The organism is Priestia sp. YIM B13551, from assembly GCF_042787905.1.
In the GTDB taxonomy this organism is placed as follows: domain Bacteria; phylum Bacillota; class Bacilli; order Bacillales; family Bacillaceae_H; genus Priestia.
In genome coordinates this window covers 36,678-63,675 of the sequence record NZ_JBHZOX010000007.1, presented here as the reverse complement: position 1 = coordinate 63,675, position 26,998 = coordinate 36,678, and the positions used below count along the sequence as shown (strand labels likewise).

Below are 26,998 nucleotides of genomic sequence, written 5' to 3'. Positions count from 1 at the left end.
ACGTATAACTATGTTCTACGTTTCACATAACGACCTTAAATTATCCTTAATTATAATGGTTTTCAGACAATTTTCCATCCTTTAAATACAGATAATACTTTAACTTATTCATAACCGACCGAAAATAGCCATAAACTTCAACAAATTCATACAAAAAAGCTTCAATCTTCATCAGATTAAAGCTTTCGTTTGACTAATTGACATTTATTTTAATATTTTTCCCTTTTGACTTCACACTCACAAAAACAAACATAGACACTAAAAAAATAAACAGAATAACGCCAACCATTTCAAAGTTTACTTCGGCCCATGGGTTAAAGAAAGTGAATGCTAAATAGAATGACACACCATACGCGAGGACAACAATAACCCAGCCCATCAAGCGGGAAGCAGATTGTCCAAATTTACTCGATTCATTCACCATTTTATGTACAATCATCGAATCGATTGTATCTGTAAGCATCATACCAAACATAAACACTAGTCCTAACAAAAGCGGCGTATACTTGCCTGCGTTCCCTACAGCTAGAGACCACACGGCCGTTTGACTGACCGTTTCGGCTGCTAAAGCGAACAATGCTCCTACAAGAATAATTAAAAAAGGATTCGTTGTTCCTTTTGCGATTTTCGGAATAAACTTTCCTTTTAACCCGCTCAGCTGAAACTCTTCCTCTTTATTTTTGGTTCGAAGCAAATGATATGTGTTTAATGTCCCGATTAGAAAGAGAGAGATAATGGATACCCAAGATGCAAAATGATCGAAATACGATGGAAACGTAAAATTCTTCATCACCACGCCCAGCACTCCGGCCGTGACGGCCACCATTCCTCCGTGACCTAGTGAAAACAGCGTTCCGACCCACGGGGCAAAACGGCTGCCCATTCGCCAATTATATCGAGTCTGGCCATCAATAAAAGCTAAGTGATCTGCATCCAATCCGTGCCTGATTCCTAATAAAAAGACAAGTAAAAAAACTGATAAACCTTCCATTTCCTACACTCCTTTTTTTAAAATAAAACGTAAAAAAGCCTCAATTCTATAGAAATTGAGGATGTGTCGGCATATGAAAATAAACAGCAATTGCTCACTGCGTACCTTGATACACCGCCTCTTTCCTAGAAGAGTCAAGTGTACAGAATAGGTAGGTCTCCTGGCTTGAGATCATCATTTTCTACCGCCTTCCCCGTTTTGAGTGACGATAAGATAGAAAACTCCCTGCTTACAGTGGCTGGACCGCTCGAGATTTGCACTCGATTCCCTGTTACCTCTTACGCTATGTAAGAGCACCTAAACTGTGCGAATGATTCATTTTCTTCCTCATTATACTAGTACTTCTTACAAATGAATAGAGAAAATTCAAATAAAAAAGCCCTGCTAAGCTTTACATGCTTAGGCTTTTTAAAGCAATTAAACTACTTCTACCGTTACGTCTACGTTACCGCTGATTGCTTTTGAATACGGGCAGTATGAGTGAGCTAGGTCTACATATTTTTTCGCTGTTTCTAAATCTAAGCCTTCGATATGAGCTTCAAGCGCTACTCCAATTTTCACTCCTTGATCAGCTTTATCAGGAAGCAGCTGAACAGTAGCTTTTACTTCACTGCTTTTGATTTCTACGTTATGTTTTTTCAACATAAATTCTAACGCGCTGTTGAAACAAGCACTGTATCCAGCTGCAAACAGCTGCTCTGGGTTTGTTGCTGTTGTTGCTTCTCCACCAAGCGCTGGAGGTGTTGCAACGTCTAAGTTAAAGATGTTATCTAAAGAGTGAACTTCCCCTGTTCTTCCACCTGTGTTAACGACTGTTGTTTCATATAAAGCTTTCATGTATAAACCTCTCCTCTTTTTCGTTAATTTTATTAAAAGTTTTTTATTTATCGTTTCTGTAATTTAATTGTACACAATTTAATTTTAAAAAACAAGTATTAAATACATTAAAAATTTCCCAATAAAAAAAGCCGCGTATTTGCGACTTTTTCTTAATAATATTGAGACTGTTCGTCATAAGCTGATTTTCGAAAAATAGACAAGTTGGTAATAGCCCTCATCAGTTTCGTATTAAAAATAACATAATGAATAAACAGCGCCAGCACGCAGCCTAAAACGGCTCCTGTTAACACATCGAATGGATAATGAACGCCAACCCATACGCGTGAAAAGGCAATGAGTACGCCCATGACAACCCACATGCGCCCTGAACGTTTGAAATGCAGCCAAATGGTAAAAGTGATAACTAATGCAGATGTAGCATGATCGCTTGGAAATGAAGAATTTGCGGCGTGATCAATAAGCTGATTCACGTGGTGAGAGATAAACGGACGATCTCGATAAGCAAATAAACTAATCACTTTATTGATAATGACTCCGGTGGCACAAGCACATAAAGCTTGGAATGCTACAACACGGCTGCCGTTTTTATTAATAAGTAAAAACAAACCGAGTAAAACGATAAGTACGTACTGGGCATAATCTGCAAAGAATACCATCAGCGAATCTACAAACTTCACATGCGAAGCGTACTGATTCACCGCATGGAAAATGGTATAATCTACTGAATTAATAGCTGATAACATAATCGAAATCCTTTCTTATTTTTAAATGTCATTAGCTATCTTATCAGTTTCTTGAGAAAATGAACATGTTTTTGTCAGAAGCTTCCTAACTGGTATTTATAAATAATGTATTCAGGCTGAGTAGTAAATCAACGGCCTTTCGCCCATTAACTCACCTGTGAGTGATCCACAATATTTTTTTGCAAAAAGATTTCTTCTAAAGAAGGTTCTTCGACGTGAACTTGATAAATGTCGATGCCGCATTGAATCAATTCGCGAATAATAAGAGGAATATTTCTTTCTTTTTGAAGCATCACTTTTGTGTACATGTGATGGTATTCAACTTCGGGACTCAACGTACGGAAAAACTGTTGAATGTATTCTTTGTGACTGTTTGGATAAGGATCATGTTTGATCATCACCGTTTTTTTCGCTTGATATTGAAAGCGCAGCTCTTCCATTGTACCTTCTATTAAAATGACCCCATTTTTCATAATCGCTACACGTGTACAAATCTTCTCAACTTCATTTAAATTATGAGACGTCATAAAAATTGTCTTGCCTTGATTTTGGAGTTCTCTTATTAGTTCATGAATGTAGAGAGCAGATTCAATATCTACTCCAGAAGTTGGTTCATCTAAAAAGATAAGATCTGGGTCTGTTACAATTGCTTGAGCAATTCCTAACTTCTTTTTCATTCCAAATGAAAACTTTCCAACTTTCTGATGGTCATGTCCTTCTAATCCTACTTTCTTCAGTACATTACTACAGTGTTCTTTCGAAAAACGATGGCCGTTTATCTTTAAAAAATAGCGCAAATGATTGAGCGCTGTCATCTCATCATAAAAGTTAGCATAGTCAGGAAGCACACCTATTTTCTTCTGAAGCTCTAAATCAATATCACTCTGTTCCAGCAGCGTAAATTCTCCTGCTGAAGGAAATGAAACGCCGGTAAGCATATTAATAAAGGTAGACTTTCCTGCTCCGTTTCTTCCTAAAAACCCGTAAATTTCTCCTTGTGGTACCTGTAAATTAATACCGTTAACAACTGTTTTAGATCCATATTTTTTAGTTAATTTACTTGTTTCAATGGCATACATATTATACTTCTCTCCTTTTAAAATTCCAAAGTGCCGTACATAAACAAAGTGCTGCAAAAATAAGAAGAACTGTTAGATACCCTTTCTCCAGCTTTAAATAGTAGTAAGGTGTCACATACTTAAACCATGCAATGTACGCTTTTGATGAAAATATGCTCCATCCACTCAGTACCGGTAGAACAAACGATAAAATAATTGATAAAAACATAGTATGAGTTGGGCTTGGCATTAAAGCTGAAAGCATTAAAACAAATGAAATGATACAAACGGTGAATAGCAGGCACTCTAAAAATATATAAAAAGAAACATGATGTGAAATAAACGCAATCAGTAGAAATGAAATAGAGATACAAACAAGCCAGAAACAACAAATACCTAAGAATTTCCCTAGTACAATACGCTCTCTTGATGTTTTGGTAACTAAAAACCTTGCTGTTCTTGTTTTAATTTCTTGATTAATAACATTATGAGAAAGACTTGAAATAAATAAAGGTCCGAACCCGAGAAGCATCACCAAAATTCCCCCGTTGGCTCCATCTCGAATCTGTGCACTCGTCAGTTGACCTCCAAGTTGACTAACTATATGGGCTATTCCATAGGAAGCACCGCATACGATTAAAATAACGATAATTGATTTAACACTTTTAAATAAGCTTTGAAACTCTTTTACACTAATAGCCCACATTTTTAAAATCTCCTTTTCACATAAGTTTGACCCCTATCATCCAACAAAAGGATGATTTACTTCTATCGGTAAAGCTTTTTTCTCTTTTGGCTTTCCACTCCAAGAAAAATTTGTCCATATGCGCAGCAGCTTTTCCACCGGTCCAGTTTGGAATTTTTGCACGTACATATAACTGCCGATCAGCTGAATTCCATAAATACCTATGCAGACAAAAATCCCTGCTATCATGCCGAGCTTTCCGAAATAACCTAATCCATAACCGTAAAAAATCGTCGTGCATATAACCGTTTGCATTAAATAATTACTAAGCGATATCCTGCCTACGCTTTCAAAAGCCTTCATCAAAAATGACTTCTCGCATTTCGCATATACCCAAGCAAAACCTGCAATATAACCAAGAGATAGGAGACTCCCACCTAACATATGTGTAGAACCAGCCCAATTAGCATCTGGCCATACGTACATAGTTCCTTTTAACAGCAAGCTAAGCGGAATCAGCGCGGCTGCCCAACGGCCATACTGTTTTTGATTAGCTGAAGCGTCGTAAAACCACTTTTTCTTTCCTGCGTACATACCAAATAAAAACAAAGCGCCCATTATAAATGGCGTAAACAAGAAGGCAAAAGCAAATTTATATCCTGCTATATTCATCGGATCAACGTTGTTGCGGTGGTCTTTAATTTGTTCATAAGTTCCACTTCCATACACATGAATCGTATCTTTTACGTATGTGGTAAGCGTTTGTTTATCACTAAGAAGATACATATTATCGTTTAATGAACCGTAACCAGCTGCTCCCGTAAGAACTAGTAAAATCGATGCCCATACCAACAGCGTTTTAGCTTTACGGTTTAAAAAGAAAACTAATAAAAATATCCCCATCATTCCGTAAAATGTAAGAATATCTCCTTCCCATAAAAGTACTCCATGCAGTAGGCCAAACCCTAGAAGCAGAAGAAAGCGGCGAAAGAAATGCCTTTTTACTCCTAACTGCCTTCTTTCTAAGCTTTCTTTCATCTTCACCATTGAATAACCAAATAAAAAAGTAAAGATTGGCATAAAACTTTCTTCTACCGCGACTTTTAAAAAGACATAGGCTGCTGAATCACTTGGTGATAGCGAGAAGAGATGAGTCATATCCTTTCCGTAAATACCATATTGAAAAATCAGCATATTCGCTAGTAAAATACCAAACAAGCTGAATCCTCTCATACTATCAATTACTTTAACCCGCCTAAAATCATTACTCATCCTTTTAACTCCTTTACTATGTGTCTGTATATTTAGTATATGAAATGAAGTTTTCAAGAAAATAAACGGGAGATTATCTTTTCTTTAACATTTTCCAATTTTGTTAATCTTTTCGTAATGTTCTTATGCTAAAATCGAATACGTATGAAATGAAACAGAGGTGATTTACGTTGGAAGATGCGTCTATATTGCTAGTTGATGATGAAATTGCCATCGTCAAAATGCTGGAGACAGTATTAAAAAAAGAAGGATTCAACCAAATTTATAAAGCTCACACCGCTCAAGAAGCACTGGATGTTTTACATAATCAAACAATTGATATTATTTTGTTGGACGTAATGCTTCCCGATCAAAGCGGATTTGATATCTGTCCTAAAATTCGTGAGCTCTCAAACGCGTATATTTTATTCATAACAGCCAAAGTATCCGACTTGGATGTACTAACGGGTTTCGCCATGGGAGGAGACGACTACGTAACTAAGCCGTTTAATCCTTTAGAAATTGCAGCACGAATTAAAGCACGACTGCGCAGAAAGCAAGCACTGACTGAAGGAACTTCTATAAGAACGGAACCACAATCATCAAATCGCTATGAGTTTGATCGTTTTACTGTAGATGAATCGGCAGGAGAACTCATTGTGGACGGTCAAACGGTTTCTTGCCCCGCACAAGTGTTTTTATTGCTTCTTCACTTTTGTAAAAATATGAATATTGTTCTTTCTAAATCACAGCTGCTTGAAGCCGTCTGGGGATACAATCAGTTTGTAGACGACAATACAGTAACCGTACATATTCGAAGAATTCGAGAACGAATTGAAGATAATCCTAGCAGTCCAAAGCATTTAGTTACGGTGCGCGGACTTGGATATAAATTAGTGAACGGAAAAGCGCTATGAAATCAATTAAAAGAAGGTTGACCTTTCATTTTTCATTTCAGTTTATTGCGATTATTGCATGTGTTTGCTGCATTCTTTTTTGCGCTTTAATATTTCTAGGCTATTACCTTACAAAGCAAGATATCAAAAGAGACTTGCCCTCTGGATCACTTAGCGTATTAACTACGGACACAACGGTTAAAAACGGGAAAGCGAACGTTTCAGAAGATTTAGCAAAACAGCTTAAACAGGAAGGACTATGGTATCAAGTGCTGAACAAACAAGGAAAAGTAATTGGAGAAATTAACTCCCCAAAAGACTTGCCCCACCAATACGGTCTTTCCGAATTATTAGAAATGGATAAAACCAAGAAATTTAGAGGCTATAGTGTAGTAACAGAACTTGATACCTTTTTGACTACACCTACTTATTATATTTTGGGCTATAAAAGTGATTTAAAAGACCAGCTATATGCTATGTATGCTAACTATAATAAAGAAGGTGTGCCTCCAAAAAGCGATATCCCTCTTATCAAAAAGGCGTTAAAAGAAAAAAATGCTTCGCTTCAAATTTTAAATGATAACGGTGATATCTTAGCTTCCATTAGAATGCCTAAAGAAAAAAAACATTACGATCCTTTAGAAATTATTTCCCGAAAAATTGAACAAGATAAATATGATTCAACAGCTACTGTATTCCATGACTCGAAGAAGAAAATTTCATGGATTTTTTACACTCCCAATAATTACCACAGTATAACCGATGAATCTATTATTCGAACAGCCTGGATGATCTCCATTATCGTGGCTGTTTCTGTTCTTATAGCCACTATCACTTTTTCCATCTGGAACGCTTTTCGTTACGGTGGCCCCTTACTTCTCTTCACGAGCTGGCTCGGGCGCATGGGAAGCGGAAACTATTCAGAAGTGCTAACAGAAAAAGAGCGGAAGCGCGTCTTTCGGAAGAATGGAAAAGTACGCTTACAATATCGTTTGTATTCAGAAGTAATCACAGCTTTTTATGAGATGGCGGAGCAGCTTAGCTTAGCTGAAAAAGAACGAAAGCAGCTAGAAACTACTCGCGAAGAATGGATGACGGGAATATCACATGATTTGCGCACACCTCTTTCAACGATTCAAGGATATGGGCATATGCTTGAAAGCGGCCATTACAATTGGAACGAAGAAGAGTTAAAAGAAATTGGCCAAACACTCCGTGATAAAAGTGAATACATGGTGGAGCTTGTAGAGGATTTTTCATTGGCCTTTAAGCTTAAAAATAACGTGGTTGTTTTAGAAACAAAAAAAGTGGACGTTCATCAATTACTTCAGCATATTGTTTTAAAATTCGTTAACGATAGAACCATTGAAAATGTTCACTTCTCTTATGTGCCCGCTCATCTTCAACCTTTTATTCAAGCTGACCCGCGCTGGTTTGAACGAATGCTTGATAATTTAATTTTTAATGCTATTAAACATAACCCTAAGAACACTACCATTACGATTTCGACCGCGATAAAAAGTGACTGCGTCTTGATTACGATTCAAGATGATGGAATTGGAATGGATGAAGAAACGCAGAAAAATTTATTTGACCGCTATTACCGCGGCACAAATACAACCGAAAAAACAGAAGGTGCTGGACTTGGCATGAGCATCGCAAAAGCTATTTGTGAACTTCATAAAGGACATATCGAAGTAAGATCTACTCTTCACGAAGGCACTGCCATTATCTTGCACCTTCCTCTTTCAGCAGATCAACAGCCGGACTAACCTCCGGCTGTTTTTATACACCTCCAATCTCTCCGTGCTATAATGTACGCAACTATACATAGACACAAGGGGGAATTTTTGTTGAGTAAAGGCAGAATTTTAATTGTAGAAGATGAGCGCAAAATTGCTCGTTTAATTCAGCTCGAGCTTGAACATGAAGGGTACGAAACGGGCATGGCTTACACTGGAACAGAAGGATTGGCAGAGTTTCAAGAACACGATTGGGATTTGCTGCTTTTAGATGTGATGCTTCCTGAACTGAGCGGACTCGAAGTACTTCGTCGCATTCGAGCAAATGATGATCAAACGCCCGTTATCTTATTAACAGCTCGAGACGCCCTTCCTGATAAGGTAAGCGGACTAGATTTAGGAGCGAACGACTACATTACAAAGCCTTTTCAAATTGAAGAGCTTTTTGCACGCATTCGCGTATGGCTTCGCCATCCTGCATCAACATCGCCTGCTGAACAAGAAACGGCCACTCTTCAACTAGGCAATTTAGTCGTTAACGAAAAAACGCGAGAAGTTACGCGTGAAAATGAAGCTATTGAGCTGACTCCTAAAGAATATGATTTGCTTGTCTATATGCTTCAAAACAAAAATCAAGTGCTGAGCTTTGAACAGCTTCTTACAAACGTTTGGGGATTTGATTATTACGGAGACACAAATATTGTATACGTATACATTCGTTATTTACGTAAAAAGATTGATGCTTCATTTTCAACTCCTTACATTCAAACAGTGCGCGGCGTTGGCTACATGCTGAAGGAGTAGCTTATGAAACTACAAACAAAGATTATTCTTACATCAACTGCGCTGCTTTTTATTTTACTAGTAATTGCAAACAGTTCGATTTACTTCATTTTCAAGAAGACCATGGAAGACAACGCAATTGAACGTTTGCAAGCAGAAACAAGCAATGTAACAAATGGGCTAAAGCAAACAAGTGCGACGGTTAAACAAGCCAATTTGCTTCGTGCCTATTTGCCTCCTAACGGGATGATTCGTATTTTACCCAAATCCGGCAGTCCTTTAGTTGTATCCGTTACGGATCAAACGAAAGAGCTTCAGGACTTACCTTATTCCTATTATTCAAATGAACAAACAAGCATCAAAGAAGATGACGGCCATCTATACGCGATTTCACACACCCCTGTCATTTGGACGAACGGTGAAGTTGTTTCTTTGGAAGTCACGGAACAACTGGCAGATGTGGAACAATCTCTGCAGACATTAAAATTTATCTTGCTCATTGCCTCTCTTGTTATATTAATTCCAACTATATTTGCTGGACGGCTTTTAAGTAAAATTATTTTGCGGCCTATCAAATCTCTTATTCATACTATGGAAGAAATTCAAGTGTCTCGCACATTCAAAAAAATTGACCTCTCTTCTCCTTCTAAAGATGAGTTAGATCAAATGGCCAACACCTTCAATAATATGATGGATTTATTAGAGGAAAACTATAAAAAACAAGAGCAGTTCGTATCCGATGCTTCTCATGAATTAAAAACACCCCTGACCGTTGTAGAAAGCTATGCCAATATGCTAAAACGCTGGGGAATGAAGCGGCCGGATATTTTAGAAGAAGCCATCGAAGCTATTCACTCTGAGTCTTTACGCATGAAACAGCTTACGTCTCAAATGCTGGTGCTTGCGAAAGATGAGTCGCAGTGGGAGCTTCACATGGAACACGTAGATGCGGCGGCCGTCTGTAACCAAACAATCAAGCATCTAGAACAAGCCTTTGAACGAACCATTTATTTAAATATAAAAACGGATCATCCCGTCGTAACAGCGGATGAAAAACGCTTAAAGCAGCTGCTGTACATCCTCTTAGATAATGCCATTAAATATAGTGAAAAAGCGGTAGAGGTAACCATAACAAGAAGCAAAAGCTTTATGATTACGGTCACAGATCAAGGAATTGGTATTCCAAAAGAAGACTTATCAAACGTGTATGAACGCTTTTTTCGCGTAGATAAAGCAAGAAATCGAGAAACCGGTGGTTCTGGACTTGGATTATCCATTGCTCGAAAGATTGTAGAAGCTCATAGCGGGCGTATTGAGATTAACAGCCAAGAAGGAAAAGGGACATCAGTAACGGTTTCCTTTCCTCTTTGATTTCTCGCCTTTTCTTAGAGATTTTTAAGAATTGCCTGCTATACTACTTTTTAAGATACTGGAGGTGAATGTATGAAGAAAACGGTGCTTTTTATACTTATTTTTCTTGCTGTTGGTTCAGCTTGCTTTTACGGAATAGCAAAAGCAGTGAATCGTCCTGATACACTTTTATCCGAATCTGACGTCAGCAGTATGATTCAGCAAAAATATGGCGGCACTATTGAAAATGCAAGCTTTTCTCAAAAAGATGATGAACCGATTTATCGAATCACTTTGCTTAAAGATGATATTCCATACCACATCACAGTAAATGGAGAAAATGGAGAAGTCCAGTCATTAATCAAACAAAAAGTAGAGAAACAAACGTCTACTCAAACTAAAAATAATACAGAAGAAGAGCAAAAAAAGAGCGAGCAACCACCAGTTTCTCCTACATCCGACGAGCCTCTCATTTCAATGGAACAAGCAAGAGACATTGCTTTACAAAAAGTAAAAGGAACGTTTTCTTCAGTTGAAATAGAAGAGGAAGAAGGCCAAACCTTTTACGAAGTCGAAATTGATCAGTCTAAAACAAGAGAAGCTAAAGTGATGATAAATGCTTACTCCGGACATGTAGATTCCCTCACCTATGAAAATGACGATGATTAAAAGTACAGCGGAAAGCTGTGCTTTTTTTATCCATTTTTATTTATTTCTAAGAAAATTTTAAACTTCTTCTTCTTTTCCTTTAAAGTTCATTAGCTAAGATAGTCTTAACAACAAATCGAGGAGGCCATAACATATGAAAGTTATTACAACCGTTTTAGCCAGTGCAGTACTAGTCGGTGGATTAGGTGCAAGCGCATATGCAATGACAGACCAGTCCAAAAGCAATGATAAGAAGCAAACCACAACGATTGAAGAAGCAAAGGCAAAAGACATTGCCCTTCAAAAAACAGACGGCGGCGACATTACAAATATCCAATTAGCCGTAGATGACGGCGTTAAACAATATGAAGTAGACATCACAAAAGGTAATAAAGAATACGATGTAGACATTGACAGCAGCAGCGGTAAAATCATTGAATTTGATGAAGAGCAAAAAGACGGTGAAGATGAGAAAGAAGAGGAACTTCAAAACGTTTCCCCTGCTATTTCATTAGATCAAGCGATAAAAACAGCTTTAAAGAGCGCTAAAGGAACCGTCAATGAAACGGATCTAGACCAAGAAAACAACCGTTTAGTATATGAAATTGAAATTGACACAGCCGATAAACGTGAAGCAACTGTTTCAGTAGATGCCAAAAACGGCGGCGTGATCAGTGTAGAAATAGATGATTAATAGAAAAAGCACACTCCAAAAGGAGCGTGCTTCTTTTTTTATACCGCTAATTTAATAACCGTTAATACAATACCAATTAAGAATCCACATAGAGCTCCGTTCACTCGAATCCACTGCAAATCTTTTCCGACATTGTTTTCCATCATATCCACAAGTGTTTCATCATCTAATTTATCTAAGTTTTCTTGAACAAGCTGTCCAATTTTCGAATGATTCTCGTCTACAAAGCTCATGATTTGCTTTTGAATAGCCGTATCAATTGCTTCTTGACGCTGTACATCCTCTTCAAGAGCATTCAGCCAGCTCTCTACGTAAGGAACGGCGTAGCTTTTCATAAATTCAGGGCTTTCAATGAATGCTATCACTTTCGCTTTCATTTTATCGACGATTTCTGTTAATTTATTCGTTACGTTTAATTCATTAATCGTTTTTTGTTTCCATGCTTCTAATTTTTCAAGAAGTTCTTCATTCTGCTCCAAGCCTTGCAGCTCTTTTCTAATTCCGTTTACCAAAGCAAGGCGGTATTCATCCTCTTCGTTACGAAGACGCCCTGTAATAGAAAGCAATAAATTTTGCAAAATAGACCCTAGCTTCTCTTCATTAATCATGCTTTGAAATGATTTGAGAGCAAATTGTAAAATACCATCAAGCTCAATATTATCAAGCGCATTTTTAGCAATACTTCCAAGCTGATACTGCGTTTCTTCTTTTTTAATCCAGCTCTCCCCTTTATTTAAAAGAACATCAAGCGCTTTTTCATCATACTGATTTTTTACCACTTCTCCAACAATCGAATGCACAATAGGCTTTAACTCTATTGCTGAAAGCGATGATTTGAGCTCTTTTTCAATAATAGGAACGACTTTCTCTGTATCCACACGATTAATCGCATCAACAAGCAGTGCGGTTCCTTTTTGTTGAATCGTTTCCGAATGAACACCTTTTCGAACAATCGGAAGCAAACGCTGTGTAAACGCAATTCTTTTTACTTTTTCTTGAATACTTTCTTTTGACAGCCAGTCGTTTTCAAGGGTTGAGACTAGCCCTCTTGTAATACGCTGTCTGTTTTTAGGAAGCAGCGCAGTGTGTGGAATAGGAATGCCTAAAGGGTGACGAAAAAGAGCCGTAACGGCAAACCAATCCGCTAATCCGCCGACTAATCCAGCTTCGAACCCACCTTGAAGCAACCGACCCCAAATTGAATCACCAAAAGGCATTGTGGCAACGAAGCCCACTCCCATAATCGCCAAAGAAATCACGGCTAAGTGCTTTGATTTCTTCTTTGGGTTTGTTGTAAATACATTATTTGATTCCATTGTAGTCCTCATCCTTTATTTATTTAACTAAACATTTCATCTAGAAATATGTAACGTGATACAGAAATTTCCGCAAAAAAAAGAAAGACAAGCTTTTATCCTCGTCTTTCTAGTATATTGCCTTTTTGCTATACTTCAAACTTTTTTTCTTTTCGACTTTTATTAATAAATGAAAAAATGAGGAGTACGACCAAGATAACCGCACATACACTGGATCCAATCACATTGTTTTTGTTAAACATAAATGATACAAAAATAACAAGCAGTGCTGCTGTTGCAAAGAGCGTTGTATAAGGAAACCACTTTAATGCGAAAAACGGCTTTTCTTTATACCCTTTACGCAGCTTTAATTGAGCTAAACAAATACTTACCCAAATAAGAATAATCGTGAAGCCGGGAATGGTCATTAAATAACTAATTACATTATCCGGTGTTTTATAAGCTAAAAACACACCCATTAAAATACAAACAGCCGTAATCATCAAACCATTAATCGGAATACCGTTTTTCGAAACTTTCAAGAAGCGCTTTGATGCTTCTCCGCTTTGAGCCATAGCATAGAGCGTACGCGAAGTTGCATACATCCCTGAATTCGCTGCTGATAAAACGGCCGTTAATAAAACGAAGTTCATAATATGAGCCGCACCCGGCAGTCCGGTGATACTAAACACTTGCACAAATGGACTGTCTTGTCCTGATACAGAATTCCAGGGCATAAGGCCGCAAATAATTAAAATAGGCAAAATATAAAAGCCAATCACCCGCCATACTGTGCCTTTGATCACTTTCGGTAACACGTTTTTCACATCTTTTGTTTCCGTTACGGCCACACCAATTAATTCAGCTCCGCCGTAAGAGAACATCACAATTAAAAAGGCACTCAGCACACCGCTCATGCCGTGAGGGAAAAAGCCTCCATGAGCCGTATAATTTGCCCAGGGGTTTTGCACATCACTTGGAATCACACCGAATAAAATGAAAGCTCCCAAAATGATAAAAGCGGTAAGAGCAATTACTTTAATACCGGCAAACCAAAACTCAATTTCTCCGTAATACTTAACTTGAAATAAATTCATCCCTACAATCAGCACTGCACAGAGAAAGCTTAAGAGCCAAAGAGGTACAGAAGGGAACCAAAACTTCAAAAAGCTTCCTCCCGCAAGCAGTTCAACAACTGTCACGACAATCCAGTTCACCCAGTACAGCCACCCTACAATAAAAGAGGTTTGCGTACCGAATGCCTTATGCACTAAATTTTGTACGTTCATATTCGGATAGACAATTGCCATCTCCGCCAATGCTGTCATTACAATAAATAAGATAAGACCGCCAAATAAATACGCCAGTACAACACTTGGTCCTGCAATACCTAGCGTATCAGCACTACCTTTAAAAATACCTGTCCCAATCATACCGGCAAGCGCAATGAGCTGCACATGACGAGGCAACAGACCTTTTTTTAAATTTTGATCTTGTTTTTCCATGATGCCCGTCCCTTCTGTTCATTTTACGTGTTAGTTTAACCAAATCACTTCTTGCGCAAAAACCCCTACCGGATATTCAGTAGGGGGTGAACCAACACTGTTTTTCTTCTCTATGATGAATGAAAATGATCTGATTTTACCACTGTTACTTTAGTCATTTTATGCGTTGAATTAATACATTGTCAATGTTATTTATTTTCCAAAAATAAAGTCAAAAGAGTATCTACACCCTTTTGACTTCTAGTCTTCTTGCAATGATGGATAAAGCATAGTTTACAATAAAATACATCATCGCGATGATCAAAAACATTGGGACTACGTAACTTTGTTTCTGTCCGTAAATGATTTGAGCGTTATGCAGCAAATCAGGAAGTGCGATCACTACTGCAAGCGACGTATCTTTTAATAAGGAAATAAATTGACTAACTAAAGGAGGTACCATTCTCCGCAAAGCTTGAGGCAGCACAACGAAACGAAGCGTTTGATAATAGTTTAAACCTGATGAACGCGCCGCTTCAATTTGTCCTTTTTCAATTGATTTCAATCCGCTTCGGATAATTTCTGAAATCATAGCAGATTCAAATACAGTGAGGGCCACAATCGCTGCTGACGTAATTTCCATATCAATTCCGATTTCAGGTAAAGCAAAGTATGTAAAAAAGATAATTAAAAGCAGCGGCAAATTCCGGATAATTTCTACGACAAAAGCGAGTACATGAGACAGAACTGGAATGCGGGCATACCTTAAAATACCTACTATACTTCCAATAAGAAAACTTAACACAATCGAAATGAATGCCACTTTTAAAGTGACCCAAAATCCTTCCATTAAGAAGGAAAGGTGATCAGGAGAATAAGCACCCATAAAATCCATCACTTTCACTCCTTTCAGCTTGTTTTACCAAGACGTTTCTCAAGATAACCAACTCCTAAGCTTAACGGAATGGTTAGAACTAAATAGAACAGAGCCACAAAAATATACACATCAAACACTACGTAAGTTTGAGAGGAAACAAGATCTGCCTGATACATTAAATCAAAACCAGCAACAATCCCTAACACGGATGAGTTTTTGACTAAATTAATGAATTGATTTCCAAGAGGAGGAATGACGATTTTAATGGCTTGAGGCAATATAATGAACCGCATCGCCTGACCGTACGTAAGGCCGGATGAACGTGCCGCTTCAAGCTGCCCTTTTGGAACAGCCATAATTCCCGCTCGTATGGCTTCGGCTATAAAAGCTGCCGTATAAATAGTTAGTCCCAGCACTCCGGCAGCTGTACCGCTGATTCCCGCCACAATAAAAATAAAAAAGACGATAACCACAAGGGGAATATTTCGAATGAACTCTACATAGACCGTACCAATTACATTTACTATTTTGAGAGGGGCTATTCGCATTACCGCAATGATCGTGCCAAGTACAAAGCTGGCCACTAAAGCGATCAGACTGGCGATAATGGTGTACTTAAAACCTTCTAAATAAAGATCCATATTGTTCGTCAGAATTGAAAAATCCAGCAATTTTCTTCCTCCTTTCAACTAAACAAGCAGGATGAGCATAATGCTGCTCATCCTGAGAAAAGAAAACTGTACGCTTATTGTTTGATCCACTTGTCGTGAATTTCATCATATTTTCCAGAGTCTTTTATCTTTTTAAGCGCATCGTTTAAGGCATCTACCAGCTCTTTGTTTCCTTTTTTCACAGCAATGCCATAAGGCTCTTCTGTGAACGGCTTTCCTACCAATTCATAAGAAGGATCTTCATCAGCCATTCCATAAAGAATAGCATCATCAGTTGTTAAAGCATCTCCTTGCTTAGATTTTAAAGCTGTAAATGCTTCTGCATAGTTTTCAAACTCTAATACCGTTGTCTCTGGTGCTTTTTCGCGAATATTAATAGCTGAAGTTGATCCTTTAACAGCCAACACTTTAGTACCTTTCTTCAAATCATCAACGCTTTTAATTTTACTGCCTTTTTTCACAAGCAGAGACTGTCCAGCTTGGAAATATACATCCGTAAAGTCTACTTCTTTTTTACGTTCATCTGTAATAGTCATTGTTGCAACAACAGCATCAATATCTCCTTTTTGAAGAAGAGGAACCCTTGTTTTGGACGTAACTTCTTTAAATTCTACCTTGTTTTCATCGCCTAAAATCTCTTTAGCCAGCTGCTTAGAAATATCAACATCAAAACCTTCTACTTCACCCGTCTTTGGATTCTTTAAGCCAAACAAACGCGTATCATTTTTAACTCCAATGACGATTTTCCCTCGGTCTTTGATTTCAGTGAGCGCATCTTTTTTAGCTGATGATCCACTCGTTTCTTCACTTTTCCCTCCGCAAGCTGCTAACATCATAGCCGCTGCTAATGAAAGCACAGCTGCCTTTAAAAACGTTTTTGATTTCTTCATATTACTCCCCCTATTAAACAATTAATGATTTAAAATACGGCTAAGAAATAAACGTGCCCTTTCTTCTTGCGGGTTTTCGTAAAACTCAGCCGGAGTTGCCTCTTCTAAGATTTTTCCTTGATCCATAAATACAATGCGGTCCGCTACTTCTTTTGCAAACCCCATTTCATGAGTTACAACTACCATGGTCATTCCTTCTTTAGCCAATGTTTTCATGACATCCAGCACTTCTCCAATCATTTCTGGATCAAGAGCAGAGGTAGGCTCATCAAAAAGCATAATTTCTGGCTTCATCGCAAGTCCCCTCGCAATAGCTACACGCTGCTGCTGGCCGCCTGACAGCTGGGATGGGTAGGCGTTAGCTTTTTCACCGATTCCGACTTTATCTAAATAGTATAGGGCTGTCTTCTTAGCTTCTTCTGACGACTGTCCCAATACTTTCATAGGTGCTAAAGTGATATTTTCTAAAACTGTTTTATGCGGATATAAATAAAAATGCTGAAACACCATACCTATATTGCGGCGCAGTTTATTAATATTTGTTTTTTTATCCGCGACCAATATATTATTTACCGTTAACTGTCCGTTAGATATTGTTTCTAAATAATTTATGCATCGCAGCATCGTGCTTTTACCTGAACCCGAAGGTCCAATTACGACGACAACTTCACCTTTTTCAATTGTTAAATTGATATCTTTTAATACGTGAAAATCACCGTAATATTTATTCACTCCGTCAAAAACAATCATTTTCCCCCTCCTAATTTGCGAACAACAATAAATATTTAAATTTTTAAAATATTTAAAATATGTTAAAAATTATATTCTTACCCTTAAAGCAAAGTCAACAGTTGACAAATTATCTCTTTTTTGTAATCAAAATGAACTTTCTTCAAATAAAATATGCTAGAAAAATAAAAGGCTTTGTTGGCATTTGCCGATATGTAAGCATACGTTCGCTAGGCTGAAGGTACTTGTATAAGCTTAATCAATAGATTATATTAGTTAACGCATATCTTTATACGAATTGTCTTTCATTTTTAGGGGCCAGTTCTCTCTAATCACCCCTCTTTCTAATTATCCGTCTATTATCTTTATTATATTAATATATATAATTCTCTTAACGGTAAATTAACAAAAAAGAAAATACAAGCTTCTATTCGTGTTAGAGGTTCTGACATAGATATAGTGAAATTGTATTATCCCTCTAAAAAAAAACACGCTTTATTAGCGTGTGTGGTCTTTTATATTTTCCAGACTCATTTGAAAATGTGGATAGTCTTTAAATCCTTGCCAATCTCCTCCCCATTCGAATCCTAAATTTTTTGCGATATCTACAACCTCCATCCAATCAGACTGATTGTTATTATTACCGTCATATTCCATGTCCCAAATAACTCTTCCGTCTTTTAACTGAATAGCAAAATCAATAGCTAGTCCATAGTTATGATAAGACTGGCCGCCCTTTGAATAGGTAACAATATTGCCTTCTTCCGTCCTGCCTTTTGCATAAAGCTTATCTTGTTCTTCTTTTGAACGGAAACCTTCCGTAATGACAATCGAGATTCCTTGGTCACTTGCTTGTTGAACAAGTTTATTTTTCTTTTCTTCTACGACAGGATGCAAATCAGTTGCTCCTGAAAAATCTTCTAGCGTTGGACCTGGCTTTAACTCATCGCGAAACAAAAATACCAGGCTTACCGCTATCGTAACTATCAAAGCTATTCCCAATTTTTTAAGAACGTTCATCTATATAAAGTCTCCATTCTTTTTTGCTGTTGTTTAGATAAAATCATATCGAATTTCATTTTGTTATCCAATAAAAGAGCTGTAGTGTTCAACAAACGTCTATATTTTTTCGTTTTTTATCTATTTTCACCATTTTTTCACTATTGGTGGTTACATTAACAATTGTGGACAGCTCTGTACCACACCCCTATAACTTTTAAGGAGTGACAACAGCATGAAAAAGAAACTATTCGGTTATATCATGGCAAGCGGTTTAACACTAGGAGTTATGGCCGCTGCAAACTCCACGGCATTTGCAGCCAGCAAAGATGAAACAAGCTCTTCAACAGTTGTAGAGCGAACAAATGGCAGTACAACAAATACGGATGATGCAACACAACAAAAAGTTGATGATATTATGAAAAAAGCACAGGAAAAATTACAAAAACTCGGCGTAAACTTGCCTCAGCACAAAGACGGCCCCTTCAGCAATCTAGATGCGGCTACGAAGAAAAAAGCGAAAGCTATTATGGATCAGCTTCGCGACGGCACGCTGACTAAAGAACAAGCGGAAGCCAAATTAAAAGAACTTGGCGTGAATTTTCCTGAACATAGAGGCGGTCCTTTTAACAATTTAGATGCGGCTACAAAGAAAAAAGCGAAAGCTATTATGGATCAGTTTCGCGACGGCACGCTGACTAAAGAACAAGCGGAAGCCAAATTAAAAGAACTTGGCGTGAATTTTCCTGCTAAAAAGAAAGATTTTCTAAGCGGGGTAGATGCTGAAACAAAAGCGAAAGCTGAAACCATTTTGGAAAATGCAAAAAAAGAAATACAAAAGCTTGGCGTTACAATGCCGTTTGAAAATCACGAGCACAAAGCTCAATAACTAAAAAAGCTACTTGGCTGTTGAAAGCCAAGTAGCTTTTTTATGATGCAGTTTTCCTTCTCACTAACGTCATGTACACACTTAATGCTAATAAATCGCAGACCATAATCACAATGCCCATCGGCAGAGCATTTTGCCCTCCTCCAAGACCAACAAGAGGAGCTACGGCTGCTCCGAGCAAGAACGGAAGCAACCCTAGAAGCGCTGAAGCACTTCCCGCGTTCGAAGCTTGATTTTCCATAGCGAGTGAAAAAACGGTTGTGTTCACAATTCCTACGCTCGATACTACAAAGAAAAGCAAGATGCAGACCAAAATAACGGACATGTGAGTAACAATCACGGCCACTAAAAGCACGCTTCCAACAGCTGCTTGAAGCAATCCATACATAAGAAGAGTTGCTTCTTTTATTTTACCCGCTAAACGTCCTGTCACTTGAGTAGCTATAATTAGTCCAAAACCGTTAATAGCAAAAACAAAGCTGAACATCTGCGGAGATAGTCCATAAATGTCTTGAAGGACAAATGTAGAACCTGAAATATAAGCAAACATGGCACTCATAATAAAACCTTGCGCCAGCGCATATCCCACGAAGACACCATCTTTTAGCAATACGCCAAATGTACGCAGTACTTCTGTTAATCCACCTTCTTTACGGCGTTCGAGCGGAAGCGTTTCTTTTAAACCAAATAAAACGGCAAAAAACATTAGTGCACCAATCACTGCTAACACACCAAATACTCCTCGCCACGACATAATCGTCAGCAGCTGTCCACCAGCAACCGGAGCTAAAATAGGAGCTAAGCCATTTACAAGCATAAGCATGGAGAAAAACTTTGTTAAATCCGAACCTGAAAACAAGTCTCGCACGCTCGCTCTTGAAATAACCATTCCTGCTGCTCCTGCCATACCTTGAATAAATCGCAAAACGATAAAAATCCAAATAGACGGTGCAAACACGCATAAAACAGATGCAACTGCATAGGTGATTAATGCTGCTACAAGCGGCTTTTTCCTTCCGCGAATATCACTGAATGGCCCCATGACCACTTGCCCAAATGCTAAGCCCAATAAGCAAGCTGTCAGACTGACCTGCGCTAAAGAAGCTGAAGTATGCAATTCTTTCGCAAGCGTCGGCAGCGCTGGCAAATACATATCGATTGATAACGGTCCAAATGCGCTCAGTGAACCCAAAATTAAAATAAATAAAATACGATTTCCTCGGCTTAAAGACATTCCTTGGGAAATACTTTGCTGATTCATCTATTGTTGTCTCTCCCTTCAGCAGTTTTACAATAGTCTCATCTTAAACCCTCCAGCTACTGGATAGTCAAGACGTAATTCGAATTTGAATTTCCGTCAGCCGCTCTTCTTCATGATGTGAAATAAATGAATCTACAATCCGCCGAATTAAGAAAGGACCTTCTGCTTTGTATCCTTCCGCTTTAATAAAGTTCAGTAATGCATCGTAATAGACTCCTGTGGTATCTCTCTTTTCTCTCATATAAATAGATGCGTAATCTCCTTCAGGTATTAACGTAACGAGTTCATGCTTAAAAGAAACATCACTTTCGACCAATAAAAAAATGCCATCGTAATCTGTAAATTGTTGTTTTTTCGCGTTTTCTACCGATAGCATAAACCCTACTTTCCCAATCATAATCGGGGTAATATGACTAATTTTCTTTTTTAAATCACGGAGAACACTTTCAGTCCCGTCTAACGTACCTACCTCTGCTTTTACTTGCACAACTTCACGAGAAGGAAGGTGTTTTATGAACGGGGCTCCTATTTGGTTAATATGTCTCGTCTGTTCTAATTCCTTCATTCGAGTTGTTAACTGCACATTCACTCTTTGAAGGTGACGAATTTTTTCTTTTGTTACCTTCTGATATTCCGCTAAAGTTTCAATAAATTCATCCAAGCTGCTGTGCTCCATCTTTCTTTTAATTTCTTTTAAAGGAACTCCCATCAGCTTTAAATAGACAATGATATCTAATTTCTTAAATTGTTCTAACGTATAATATCGATAACCGGTTTGTGGATCAACTTCGTAAGGCTCGAACAGGCCAATTTCATCATAATAGCGAAGTGTTTTAACCGGAATATCATGCAGTCTGGCCATTTGTCCAATCGTAAATTTGTTTTGCACTATAAGTTCACCTTCTTTATGTAAAGCTGCTTGCACTTAAAGCAAGTAACACCGTAATTCTCGTCATTCATTTAGTTCTTGTACAAGCTCTTCCACAATAAGATGTGCAGGCAGTTTTTTTGCCAGCGTAAATCCGGTTCCTGCCCACAAAGAAGTGTACTCTGGATTATTCATTTGTGTAGCTTTTGCTCGAATAGGCTTTGTCATGTAATGAATATGAGGGTAGGCGGATGGTGCTGATTTATCATAGGAAATAAAAAAGGCATTCACAAATCCTCTAGCACGTTTCCCTGTAAAAGCTCGTGTGACACCTGTTTCATTAAAACGCTTTTGAAGAATGCTTTCTTTATGAAGAGCACTCGCTCCGCTTTCTGGACAACAAATAAAAGCCGTACCTAACTGGGCAGCAGAAGCCCCTTCTTGTAACACACGTTTTATGTCAGACCCCGTCATCAACCCTCCCGCAGCAATCAATGGCTTTTTAGTGATTGAGCGAACTTCTTTCAGCAATTTCATAAGCGGGTAATCCACCGAACTCTCTAAAAAAGTAGATCGATGGCCGCCGGCTTCAATGCCTTGCAAACATAGCGCATCCGCTCCTGCTCTCAAAGCCACTTCGGCTTCTTGAGGTGTTGTAATCGTAACGAAAACACGGCTTCCAATTCCTTTTAAACTTGCTACAATCTCTCGATCCGGGCACCCAAATGTAAAGCTCACAGCAGGTACTCGATGTTTTTGAATGATGTCGAGCTTGGCATTCCATTCATCATCATCATTCTTTGGTATATCAACTTGACACTCCAAATATTCAGCTGCTTTTGACAGTTCTTTTTGATAACAATCAAGTGCATCAACTGCTACTTTTTCATTTGTCGGCACAAACAGATTCACTCCAAAAGTTTTTTTCGTAAGTGAGTGCATCTCTATAATTTCCTGCTCCAATTCACGCGCACTTTTATATCCCGCAGCTAGAAACCCTAGTCCTCCGCTATTAGATACTGCCGCAGCTAGTTTAGGCGTCGAAACTCCTCCTGCCATGGGAGCTTGTACAATTGGATATTTACATATATCTTCCACACTTCTCACCTCAGCCTTTCATGCGTTCTCTCTTCATTCTACTATAACCCCAGAAAAAAAAAGCCCTCCAAAAGGGCTTTTCTTCCATATATAGATTATGCTCGTTTCAAAAATTGAGATCATAAATGATGCTAAGGAACGCGCACTACCTGATTATTCCCTCAAAGGTTCACCTATGTGGATGACACTAACTCCGTAAGGGGAGTGACAGCCGCTTAGGTTTAGAAAGCCAGACCTGATTGTTCTTTGATCAGGTCTGGCTTTCTACATCGATTACTTATAATGGAGGAACTTTACGCATACAGCTTCTGGAACCGTAACGTTAGATTGAAGAAGCGTTAGCTTTCCACTTTCTTTGTCTCTTTCAAACAGTACCAAGTTTCCTGTTTCTTGATTAGACGCTACAATGAATTGTTCTGTTGGATCTAAAACAAAATCGCGCGGCCAGTCGCCTTCAGTGGCTGTCCATTCTATGAATGTTAACTGTCCAGAATCCTGATCTACTTTGAATGTTGCAATTGAGTTATGTCCGCGGTTTCCTGCATAGACAAAGCGGCCATCTGAAGAAATGTGGATAGCACTCCCTTGATTATTTTCTGTAAAATCAGCTGGAATTGTTGAAACAGCTTGTTGTTGAGTGAAGCTTCCTTTGCTTTCGTCATAAGTTAAAAATAAAACTTCAGAGCTGAATTCTGTCATTGCATACGCATAGCGGCCATTTGGATGGAACGTTAAATGTCTAGGGCCCGAACCAACAGATGTAGAAAGACTGTTGACTTCCTTCAATTTATTCTCTTCTACTTCATATGTCACGATTTTATCAATACCTAAGTCCACAACGGCCACGTGCTTTTCTCCAGGAGTAAAATCGGCATAGTGTACGTGCGGTTTTCCTTGTTGTCCTTTTTTGAGATCTGAATGAGGATGTTCCACTACGGATGCTACATATTCAATTTCCCCTGTTTCTTCATTAACAGAATACGTCTCAACGCTCCCTTTATGAAAGTTAGCAGATAAAACAAGCGTATTATCTTCATTCACTGAAACATAGCAAGGAGGCGCGCCGTCTAGCAGCTGTTTGTTTACAAACTTTAGTTGCCCCGTGTTTGGATCAACCTTAAAAGCAGCTACTCCGCCTTTTTCTCCTTCTTTAATAACTGTATAAAGATGTTCGTTGTCTTTGCTTGCATTTAAGTATGTAGGATTTTCAATTTTAGCCACGGCTTTTACTTCTACAATCTTTTTAGCCTTCGTATCTAACGTAAATGTATAGACACCTTCACTGCCTGCTTTTGTATATGTACCTGCAAATCCAATAAATTTTCCATGTTCACTCATTTTCCTATACCCCTCCTAAAGAATTGTTTTGTTTCATTTATTTTACTATATCATACCGCATTTGTTATAGAGAATGCTCCAATTCAACGTTCATTTATCAGTTTTCCCTACATGCCTATCGTCAAACCCTTCCTTTTTAAGCCTGCATCTTGCATTTTCCTACCATGGGGCGTTATGATTAAGGATGATTTTATATCGCCCCATAGCAGACGGCTTCTGTATTTCTTGGATTTTCAAATAAAGAAGAATGAACTGATGAATAGTCGACTTTCATCGCTATAACCGCTGCTCAACTTTTTTCGTAAAGTTACATCAAAAAAGGAGTGAACAACAATGATCACATTAAAAAGTGAACGCGAAATTAATTTAATGCACGAAGCAGGTAAATTATTAGCTTCTTGTCATAAAGAAATCGCTAAAATGATCAAACCAGGCATAACAACAATGCAAATTGATAAATTTGTTGAAGAGTACTTAGCAAAGCACGGAGCAACGCCGGAACAAAAAGGATACAAAGGATATCAATATGCAACGTGCGCTTCTTTAAATGATGAAATTTGCCACGGCTTCCCAACAAATAAACCGTTAAAAGACGGCGATATCGTAACCATCGATATGGTTGTAAATTTAAACGGGGGCTTAGCAGATTCCGCATGGACTCACACCGTTGGAGACATTTCAGACGAAGCACAGCGTCTAGTAGATGTTACATACGAAGCGCTTTTAAAAGGAATCGAGCAAGCACAGCCAGGAAATCGCACAGGTGACATTGGCCACGCTATTCAAAGCTATGTAGAAGGCGAAAAATTCTCTGTCGTACGCGACTTCACAGGACACGGAATTGGAAATACCATGCACGAAGCGCCTACAATTCTTCACTACGGAAAAGCTGGCAAAGGTACACGTTTAAAAGAAGGTATGGTTATTACAATTGAGCCAATGGTGAATGCTGGTACATGGCATTCTAAAATGGATAAAAACGGCTGGACGGCTCGTACAACAGACGGTAAATTATCCGCTCAATTTGAACATACACTTGCGATTACGAAAAACGGTCCTCTTATTTTAACAGCACATTAAAAAAACAGCCCTTTTGAGGCTGTTTTCTTAATGTAGAGGAAATTTAATAACAAAAACTGTGCCGCGGGAAGAAGTAGATAATAATTTAATCTGTCCTCCGTGGCTTTCTAGAATACGCTGAGCAATTGGCAGACCAAGACCTGTTCCACTATCTTTTGAAGTGGAAAACGGCTGGTACAGCGACTGCTGCATATGCAAAGGAATCCCTTTTCCATTATCTTCAATATACAGACAATAATTATCATCATGAACCTGTGAATAGATTGTAATGACTCCTTCTCCATCCATGGCTTCCATACTGTTTCGAATTAAATTATGAAGAACTTGTTTGATTTGTTTTTCATCTACCTTTAGTATATGCGGCTGCAGTTTCACATCAAAGATAAGCTTATCTTTTTCTGTAAATTTGCTTGAGTGAGTAATCAAAGGCAATAGCTCATTAATAATATCCTGCATACTGACTTTTTTCATTACCGGAGCTCCTGGTTTTGATAACAGCAGCATTTCTTCAATGATGTAATTAATCCTCTCTAACTCTTTCATAAGCAGAGGCAGGTAAAAACGCTTTTTCTCCTCATCAGAGAGAGACTGATTCATAAGAGATATAAATCCATGAATCACGGCAAGAGGATTACGAATCTCATGAGCAGCTCCGGCTGCCACTTCTCCAACTAGAGCAAGTTTCTCAGACTGATGCATTCGCTTTTCTAATTCTTCGGTATCCGATATATCAATGAAATAAAAAATTCTTCCGATGCTCTCGTTCTTCTCATTAAACAGCTGCGTTTGAGAGGCTAAAAAGCAATAGCACGTCTCTTTCGTTCCAAATAATACTTTTTTATTTTCGTGAATTTCTCCCGAATTCACCATGCTCCAAAATTCAGTATTATATTCAGGACATTCCTCCATATACCCGCAAATATCCTTTTCGTCGAGATCTAAAAACTGCTTTGCTGAGGTATTGGCAAATATACTATTTGTCTCATCTTCTATTGTGATAATTCCAACAGGCAGTGAATTTAAGATCTGCTGGCGATATGCTTTATCTTTAATGATTTTCCAAAATGAATCTTCTAAACTAACCGACATTTGATTGATAGAAGCCGAAAGCTGCTTCAGCTCGATTTGCTTTGTGTCTTGAAGAACAAGACCGTATTCTCCGTCTGCAATGTCATTCACTTTTTCAATCATTTGTTCAATTGGTTTCGTAAGGCTCGCACTCATACGATAAGAAACATAAAGAGAAGCCACAATAGCACTTACTGTTAAAATCAATAGTAAAATTAATGAATCTTTAATAATGACAGACAGTGTATCTGATAGTGTATCAAGTGAATCAACCGTCTCTTCTTTTGAACTATTAATATCTTTTTTTATCTGATGCAGATCCGGCAAATAATTTCTCTTAAGATACTCTTTTGCTCCCTCTATATCTCCGTACTTCAGCAGTCCCTGCACGTTATTAGAAATCTTAAAATCCAGCAGCTCAATTTTTTCCTTTAGTGGAATCAACGATTTTGGCACAGGCTGCTTATATCTTTCATTATTTTCGATAACTCGTGTATCATATGATTGATATTCTTCTATCAAAGAGACAGTGGGGTTCTTTAGATTATTTTTCACAATGTATTCTTTTATGTTCAGCTGCTCTTCCCAATAAGAAAGCCACACCATTTGAGGAACATCTTCATCTTTAATTTCGTTGCTTACATGATTCATTTTATCAATGGCATGCACTAAAACTAAAGAGAACCCGCTTAACATGAATGTAATCAAAAGAAGAATCGTTAATATTTGGCTACGGAATGACATGTTGCGAAATAATTGATTCATAATCA

Annotated in this window: 26 protein-coding genes and 1 riboswitch; of the genes, 8 read left to right on the top strand and 18 right to left on the bottom strand. The window is 38.1% G+C overall.

What is annotated here, in order from left to right; genetic code table 11:
• Positions 1–193: 193 nt before the first annotated feature.
• The 6 genes from ACFX4N_RS25095 to ACFX4N_RS25070 all read right to left on the bottom strand — a co-directional run bounded on the left by ACFX4N_RS25095 (position 194) and on the right by ACFX4N_RS25070 (position 5,589).
• Entirely contained in the window at positions 194–991 is a 798-nt protein-coding gene (locus tag ACFX4N_RS25095) for a HoxN/HupN/NixA family nickel/cobalt transporter (protein WP_013055084.1), read from the bottom strand.
• Positions 992–1,124: 133 nt separating this feature from the next.
• Positions 1,125–1,307: riboswitch (cobalamin riboswitch) on the bottom strand.
• A gap of 101 nt (positions 1,308–1,408) precedes the next feature.
• The gene (locus ACFX4N_RS25090; RefSeq protein ID WP_013055083.1) at positions 1,409–1,828 is read right to left on the bottom strand and encodes an organic hydroperoxide resistance protein; all 420 of its coding nucleotides are present in this window, start codon (positions 1,826–1,828) and stop codon (positions 1,409–1,411) included.
• Positions 1,829–1,980: 152 nt separating this feature from the next.
• Positions 1,981–2,574 carry an undecaprenyl-diphosphatase gene (locus ACFX4N_RS25085; RefSeq protein ID WP_025752866.1) on the bottom strand — a complete coding sequence of 198 codons (594 nt, stop codon included), beginning with the start codon at positions 2,572–2,574 and terminating at the stop codon, positions 1,981–1,983.
• Between the two features lie 146 nt (positions 2,575–2,720).
• Positions 2,721–3,653, bottom strand: coding sequence for an ABC transporter ATP-binding protein (locus tag ACFX4N_RS25080; RefSeq protein ID WP_377263225.1), 933 nt, complete (start codon positions 3,651–3,653; stop codon positions 2,721–2,723).
• A gap of 1 nt (position 3,654) precedes the next feature.
• Positions 3,655–4,338, bottom strand: coding sequence for an ABC transporter permease (locus tag ACFX4N_RS25075; protein WP_057275211.1), 684 nt, complete (start codon positions 4,336–4,338; stop codon positions 3,655–3,657).
• Positions 4,339–4,374: 36 nt separating this feature from the next.
• Positions 4,375–5,589 carry a DUF418 domain-containing protein gene (locus tag ACFX4N_RS25070; protein WP_192101038.1) on the bottom strand — a complete coding sequence of 405 codons (1,215 nt, stop codon included), beginning with the start codon at positions 5,587–5,589 and terminating at the stop codon, positions 4,375–4,377.
• A gap of 170 nt (positions 5,590–5,759) precedes the next feature.
• Between ACFX4N_RS25070 and ACFX4N_RS25065 the strand changes: the two genes are divergently transcribed.
• From ACFX4N_RS25065 to ACFX4N_RS25040, 6 genes are all read left to right on the top strand, one after another.
• The gene (locus ACFX4N_RS25065) at positions 5,760–6,485 is read left to right on the top strand and encodes a response regulator transcription factor (RefSeq protein WP_057245292.1); all 726 of its coding nucleotides are present in this window, start codon (positions 5,760–5,762) and stop codon (positions 6,483–6,485) included.
• Positions 6,482–8,236 carry a sensor histidine kinase gene (locus ACFX4N_RS25060; RefSeq protein ID WP_301264115.1) on the top strand — a complete coding sequence of 585 codons (1,755 nt, stop codon included), beginning with the start codon at positions 6,482–6,484 and terminating at the stop codon, positions 8,234–8,236. Before ACFX4N_RS25065 ends, ACFX4N_RS25060 begins: the two co-directional genes overlap by 4 nt.
• Positions 8,237–8,278: 42 nt before the next feature.
• The gene (locus tag ACFX4N_RS25055) at positions 8,279–9,010 is read left to right on the top strand and encodes a response regulator transcription factor (RefSeq protein WP_272767659.1); all 732 of its coding nucleotides are present in this window, start codon (positions 8,279–8,281) and stop codon (positions 9,008–9,010) included.
• A gap of 3 nt (positions 9,011–9,013) precedes the next feature.
• On the top strand, positions 9,014–10,360 hold the full coding sequence (locus ACFX4N_RS25050) for a HAMP domain-containing sensor histidine kinase (protein WP_053488227.1): 1,347 nt from the start codon (positions 9,014–9,016) through the stop codon (positions 10,358–10,360).
• Positions 10,361–10,432: 72 nt separating this feature from the next.
• Positions 10,433–11,008 (top strand): PepSY domain-containing protein, encoded by a 576-nt coding sequence (locus ACFX4N_RS25045; protein ID WP_192101036.1) that lies wholly within the window; start codon positions 10,433–10,435, stop codon positions 11,006–11,008.
• A gap of 133 nt (positions 11,009–11,141) precedes the next feature.
• Positions 11,142–11,681, top strand: a complete 540-nt coding sequence (locus ACFX4N_RS25040; protein ID WP_013055078.1) for a PepSY domain-containing protein — start codon at positions 11,142–11,144, stop codon at positions 11,679–11,681.
• Between the two features lie 38 nt (positions 11,682–11,719).
• Here ACFX4N_RS25040 and ACFX4N_RS25035 read toward each other — a convergent pair whose 3' ends face one another.
• The 7 genes from ACFX4N_RS25035 to ACFX4N_RS25005 form a co-directional block, all read right to left on the bottom strand.
• Complete coding sequence (locus tag ACFX4N_RS25035) at positions 11,720–12,997, bottom strand: DUF445 domain-containing protein (RefSeq protein WP_013055077.1); 1,278 nt, start codon at positions 12,995–12,997, stop codon at positions 11,720–11,722.
• Between the two features lie 128 nt (positions 12,998–13,125).
• Positions 13,126–14,481, bottom strand: coding sequence for an amino acid permease (locus tag ACFX4N_RS25030; RefSeq protein ID WP_013055076.1), 1,356 nt, complete (start codon positions 14,479–14,481; stop codon positions 13,126–13,128).
• A gap of 223 nt (positions 14,482–14,704) precedes the next feature.
• Positions 14,705–15,355, bottom strand: coding sequence for an amino acid ABC transporter permease (locus tag ACFX4N_RS25025; RefSeq protein ID WP_013055075.1), 651 nt, complete (start codon positions 15,353–15,355; stop codon positions 14,705–14,707).
• Between the two features lie 14 nt (positions 15,356–15,369).
• Positions 15,370–16,008: an amino acid ABC transporter permease gene (locus tag ACFX4N_RS25020; RefSeq protein WP_013055074.1), complete on the bottom strand. Its 639-nt coding sequence runs from the start codon at positions 16,006–16,008 to the stop codon at positions 15,370–15,372.
• Positions 16,009–16,082: 74 nt separating this feature from the next.
• Complete coding sequence (locus tag ACFX4N_RS25015) at positions 16,083–16,898, bottom strand: transporter substrate-binding domain-containing protein (protein WP_013055073.1); 816 nt, start codon at positions 16,896–16,898, stop codon at positions 16,083–16,085.
• A 21-nt stretch (positions 16,899–16,919) separates the two neighbouring features.
• Positions 16,920–17,648 (bottom strand): amino acid ABC transporter ATP-binding protein, encoded by a 729-nt coding sequence (locus ACFX4N_RS25010; RefSeq protein WP_013055072.1) that lies wholly within the window; start codon positions 17,646–17,648, stop codon positions 16,920–16,922.
• Positions 17,649–18,125: 477 nt separating this feature from the next.
• Positions 18,126–18,647 carry a M15 family metallopeptidase gene (locus ACFX4N_RS25005; RefSeq protein WP_013055071.1) on the bottom strand — a complete coding sequence of 174 codons (522 nt, stop codon included), beginning with the start codon at positions 18,645–18,647 and terminating at the stop codon, positions 18,126–18,128.
• Between the two features lie 214 nt (positions 18,648–18,861).
• Between ACFX4N_RS25005 and ACFX4N_RS25000 the strand changes: the two genes are divergently transcribed.
• Positions 18,862–19,515, top strand: a complete 654-nt coding sequence (locus tag ACFX4N_RS25000; RefSeq protein WP_098448885.1) for a hypothetical protein — start codon at positions 18,862–18,864, stop codon at positions 19,513–19,515.
• A gap of 40 nt (positions 19,516–19,555) precedes the next feature.
• On the opposite strand, the gene ACFX4N_RS24995 is transcribed toward ACFX4N_RS25000, so the two are convergent.
• The 4 genes from ACFX4N_RS24995 to ACFX4N_RS24980 all read right to left on the bottom strand — a co-directional run bounded on the left by ACFX4N_RS24995 (position 19,556) and on the right by ACFX4N_RS24980 (position 24,080).
• A complete protein-coding gene (locus ACFX4N_RS24995; RefSeq protein ID WP_192101035.1) occupies positions 19,556–20,776 on the bottom strand; it encodes a multidrug effflux MFS transporter in 1,221 nt (406 codons plus the stop codon).
• A gap of 67 nt (positions 20,777–20,843) precedes the next feature.
• A complete protein-coding gene (locus tag ACFX4N_RS24990; protein ID WP_013055068.1) occupies positions 20,844–21,665 on the bottom strand; it encodes a MerR family transcriptional regulator in 822 nt (273 codons plus the stop codon).
• Positions 21,666–21,728: 63 nt separating this feature from the next.
• The gene (locus tag ACFX4N_RS24985; RefSeq protein WP_082611994.1) at positions 21,729–22,742 is read right to left on the bottom strand and encodes an NAD(P)H-dependent flavin oxidoreductase; all 1,014 of its coding nucleotides are present in this window, start codon (positions 22,740–22,742) and stop codon (positions 21,729–21,731) included.
• A 273-nt stretch (positions 22,743–23,015) separates the two neighbouring features.
• Positions 23,016–24,080 carry a lactonase family protein gene (locus ACFX4N_RS24980; protein WP_377263218.1) on the bottom strand — a complete coding sequence of 355 codons (1,065 nt, stop codon included), beginning with the start codon at positions 24,078–24,080 and terminating at the stop codon, positions 23,016–23,018.
• Positions 24,081–24,413: 333 nt separating this feature from the next.
• On the opposite strand from ACFX4N_RS24980, the gene map reads away from it, so the two are divergent.
• Positions 24,414–25,160, top strand: coding sequence for a type I methionyl aminopeptidase (gene map, locus ACFX4N_RS24975; RefSeq protein WP_013055065.1), 747 nt, complete (start codon positions 24,414–24,416; stop codon positions 25,158–25,160).
• A gap of 27 nt (positions 25,161–25,187) precedes the next feature.
• Here the strand turns inward: map and ACFX4N_RS24970 are convergent, their stop codons facing one another.
• Positions 25,188–26,993, bottom strand: a complete 1,806-nt coding sequence (locus ACFX4N_RS24970; RefSeq protein WP_025601308.1) for an ATP-binding protein — start codon at positions 26,991–26,993, stop codon at positions 25,188–25,190.
• Between the last annotated feature and the right edge of the window lie 5 nt (positions 26,994–26,998).

Bases quoted from the DNA above. Each gene is read 5' to 3' on its own strand.
- ACFX4N_RS25095 (WP_013055084.1), bottom strand. From the start codon at position 991: ATGGAAGGTTTATCAGTTTTTTTACTTGTCTTTTTATTAGGAATCAGG.
- ACFX4N_RS25090 (WP_013055083.1), bottom strand. From the start codon at position 1,828: ATGAAAGCTTTATATGAAACAACAGTCGTTAACACAGGTGGAAGAACA.
- ACFX4N_RS25085 (WP_025752866.1), bottom strand. From the start codon at position 2,574: ATGTTATCAGCTATTAATTCAGTAGATTATACCATTTTCCATGCGGTG.
- ACFX4N_RS25080 (WP_377263225.1), bottom strand. From the start codon at position 3,653: ATGTATGCCATTGAAACAAGTAAATTAACTAAAAAATATGGATCTAAA.
- ACFX4N_RS25075 (WP_057275211.1), bottom strand. From the start codon at position 4,338: ATGTGGGCTATTAGTGTAAAAGAGTTTCAAAGCTTATTTAAAAGTGTT.
- ACFX4N_RS25070 (WP_192101038.1), bottom strand. From the start codon at position 5,589: ATGAGTAATGATTTTAGGCGGGTTAAAGTAATTGATAGTATGAGAGGA.
- ACFX4N_RS25060 (WP_301264115.1), top strand. From the start codon at position 6,482: ATGAAATCAATTAAAAGAAGGTTGACCTTTCATTTTTCATTTCAGTTT.
- ACFX4N_RS25055 (WP_272767659.1), top strand. From the start codon at position 8,279: ATGTACGCAACTATACATAGACACAAGGGGGAATTTTTGTTGAGTAAA.
- ACFX4N_RS25050 (WP_053488227.1), top strand. From the start codon at position 9,014: ATGAAACTACAAACAAAGATTATTCTTACATCAACTGCGCTGCTTTTT.
- ACFX4N_RS25045 (WP_192101036.1), top strand. From the start codon at position 10,433: ATGAAGAAAACGGTGCTTTTTATACTTATTTTTCTTGCTGTTGGTTCA.
- ACFX4N_RS25040 (WP_013055078.1), top strand. From the start codon at position 11,142: ATGAAAGTTATTACAACCGTTTTAGCCAGTGCAGTACTAGTCGGTGGA.
- ACFX4N_RS25035 (WP_013055077.1), bottom strand. From the start codon at position 12,997: ATGGAATCAAATAATGTATTTACAACAAACCCAAAGAAGAAATCAAAG.
- ACFX4N_RS25030 (WP_013055076.1), bottom strand. From the start codon at position 14,481: ATGGAAAAACAAGATCAAAATTTAAAAAAAGGTCTGTTGCCTCGTCAT.
- ACFX4N_RS25025 (WP_013055075.1), bottom strand. From the start codon at position 15,355: ATGGATTTTATGGGTGCTTATTCTCCTGATCACCTTTCCTTCTTAATG.
- ACFX4N_RS25015 (WP_013055073.1), bottom strand. From the start codon at position 16,898: ATGAAGAAATCAAAAACGTTTTTAAAGGCAGCTGTGCTTTCATTAGCA.
- ACFX4N_RS25010 (WP_013055072.1), bottom strand. From the start codon at position 17,648: ATGATTGTTTTTGACGGAGTGAATAAATATTACGGTGATTTTCACGTA.
- ACFX4N_RS25005 (WP_013055071.1), bottom strand. From the start codon at position 18,647: ATGAACGTTCTTAAAAAATTGGGAATAGCTTTGATAGTTACGATAGCG.
- ACFX4N_RS25000 (WP_098448885.1), top strand. From the start codon at position 18,862: ATGAAAAAGAAACTATTCGGTTATATCATGGCAAGCGGTTTAACACTA.
- ACFX4N_RS24995 (WP_192101035.1), bottom strand. From the start codon at position 20,776: ATGAATCAGCAAAGTATTTCCCAAGGAATGTCTTTAAGCCGAGGAAAT.
- ACFX4N_RS24980 (WP_377263218.1), bottom strand. From the start codon at position 24,080: ATGAGTGAACATGGAAAATTTATTGGATTTGCAGGTACATATACAAAA.
- map (WP_013055065.1), top strand. From the start codon at position 24,414: ATGATCACATTAAAAAGTGAACGCGAAATTAATTTAATGCACGAAGCA.
- ACFX4N_RS24970 (WP_025601308.1), bottom strand. From the start codon at position 26,993: ATGAATCAATTATTTCGCAACATGTCATTCCGTAGCCAAATATTAACG.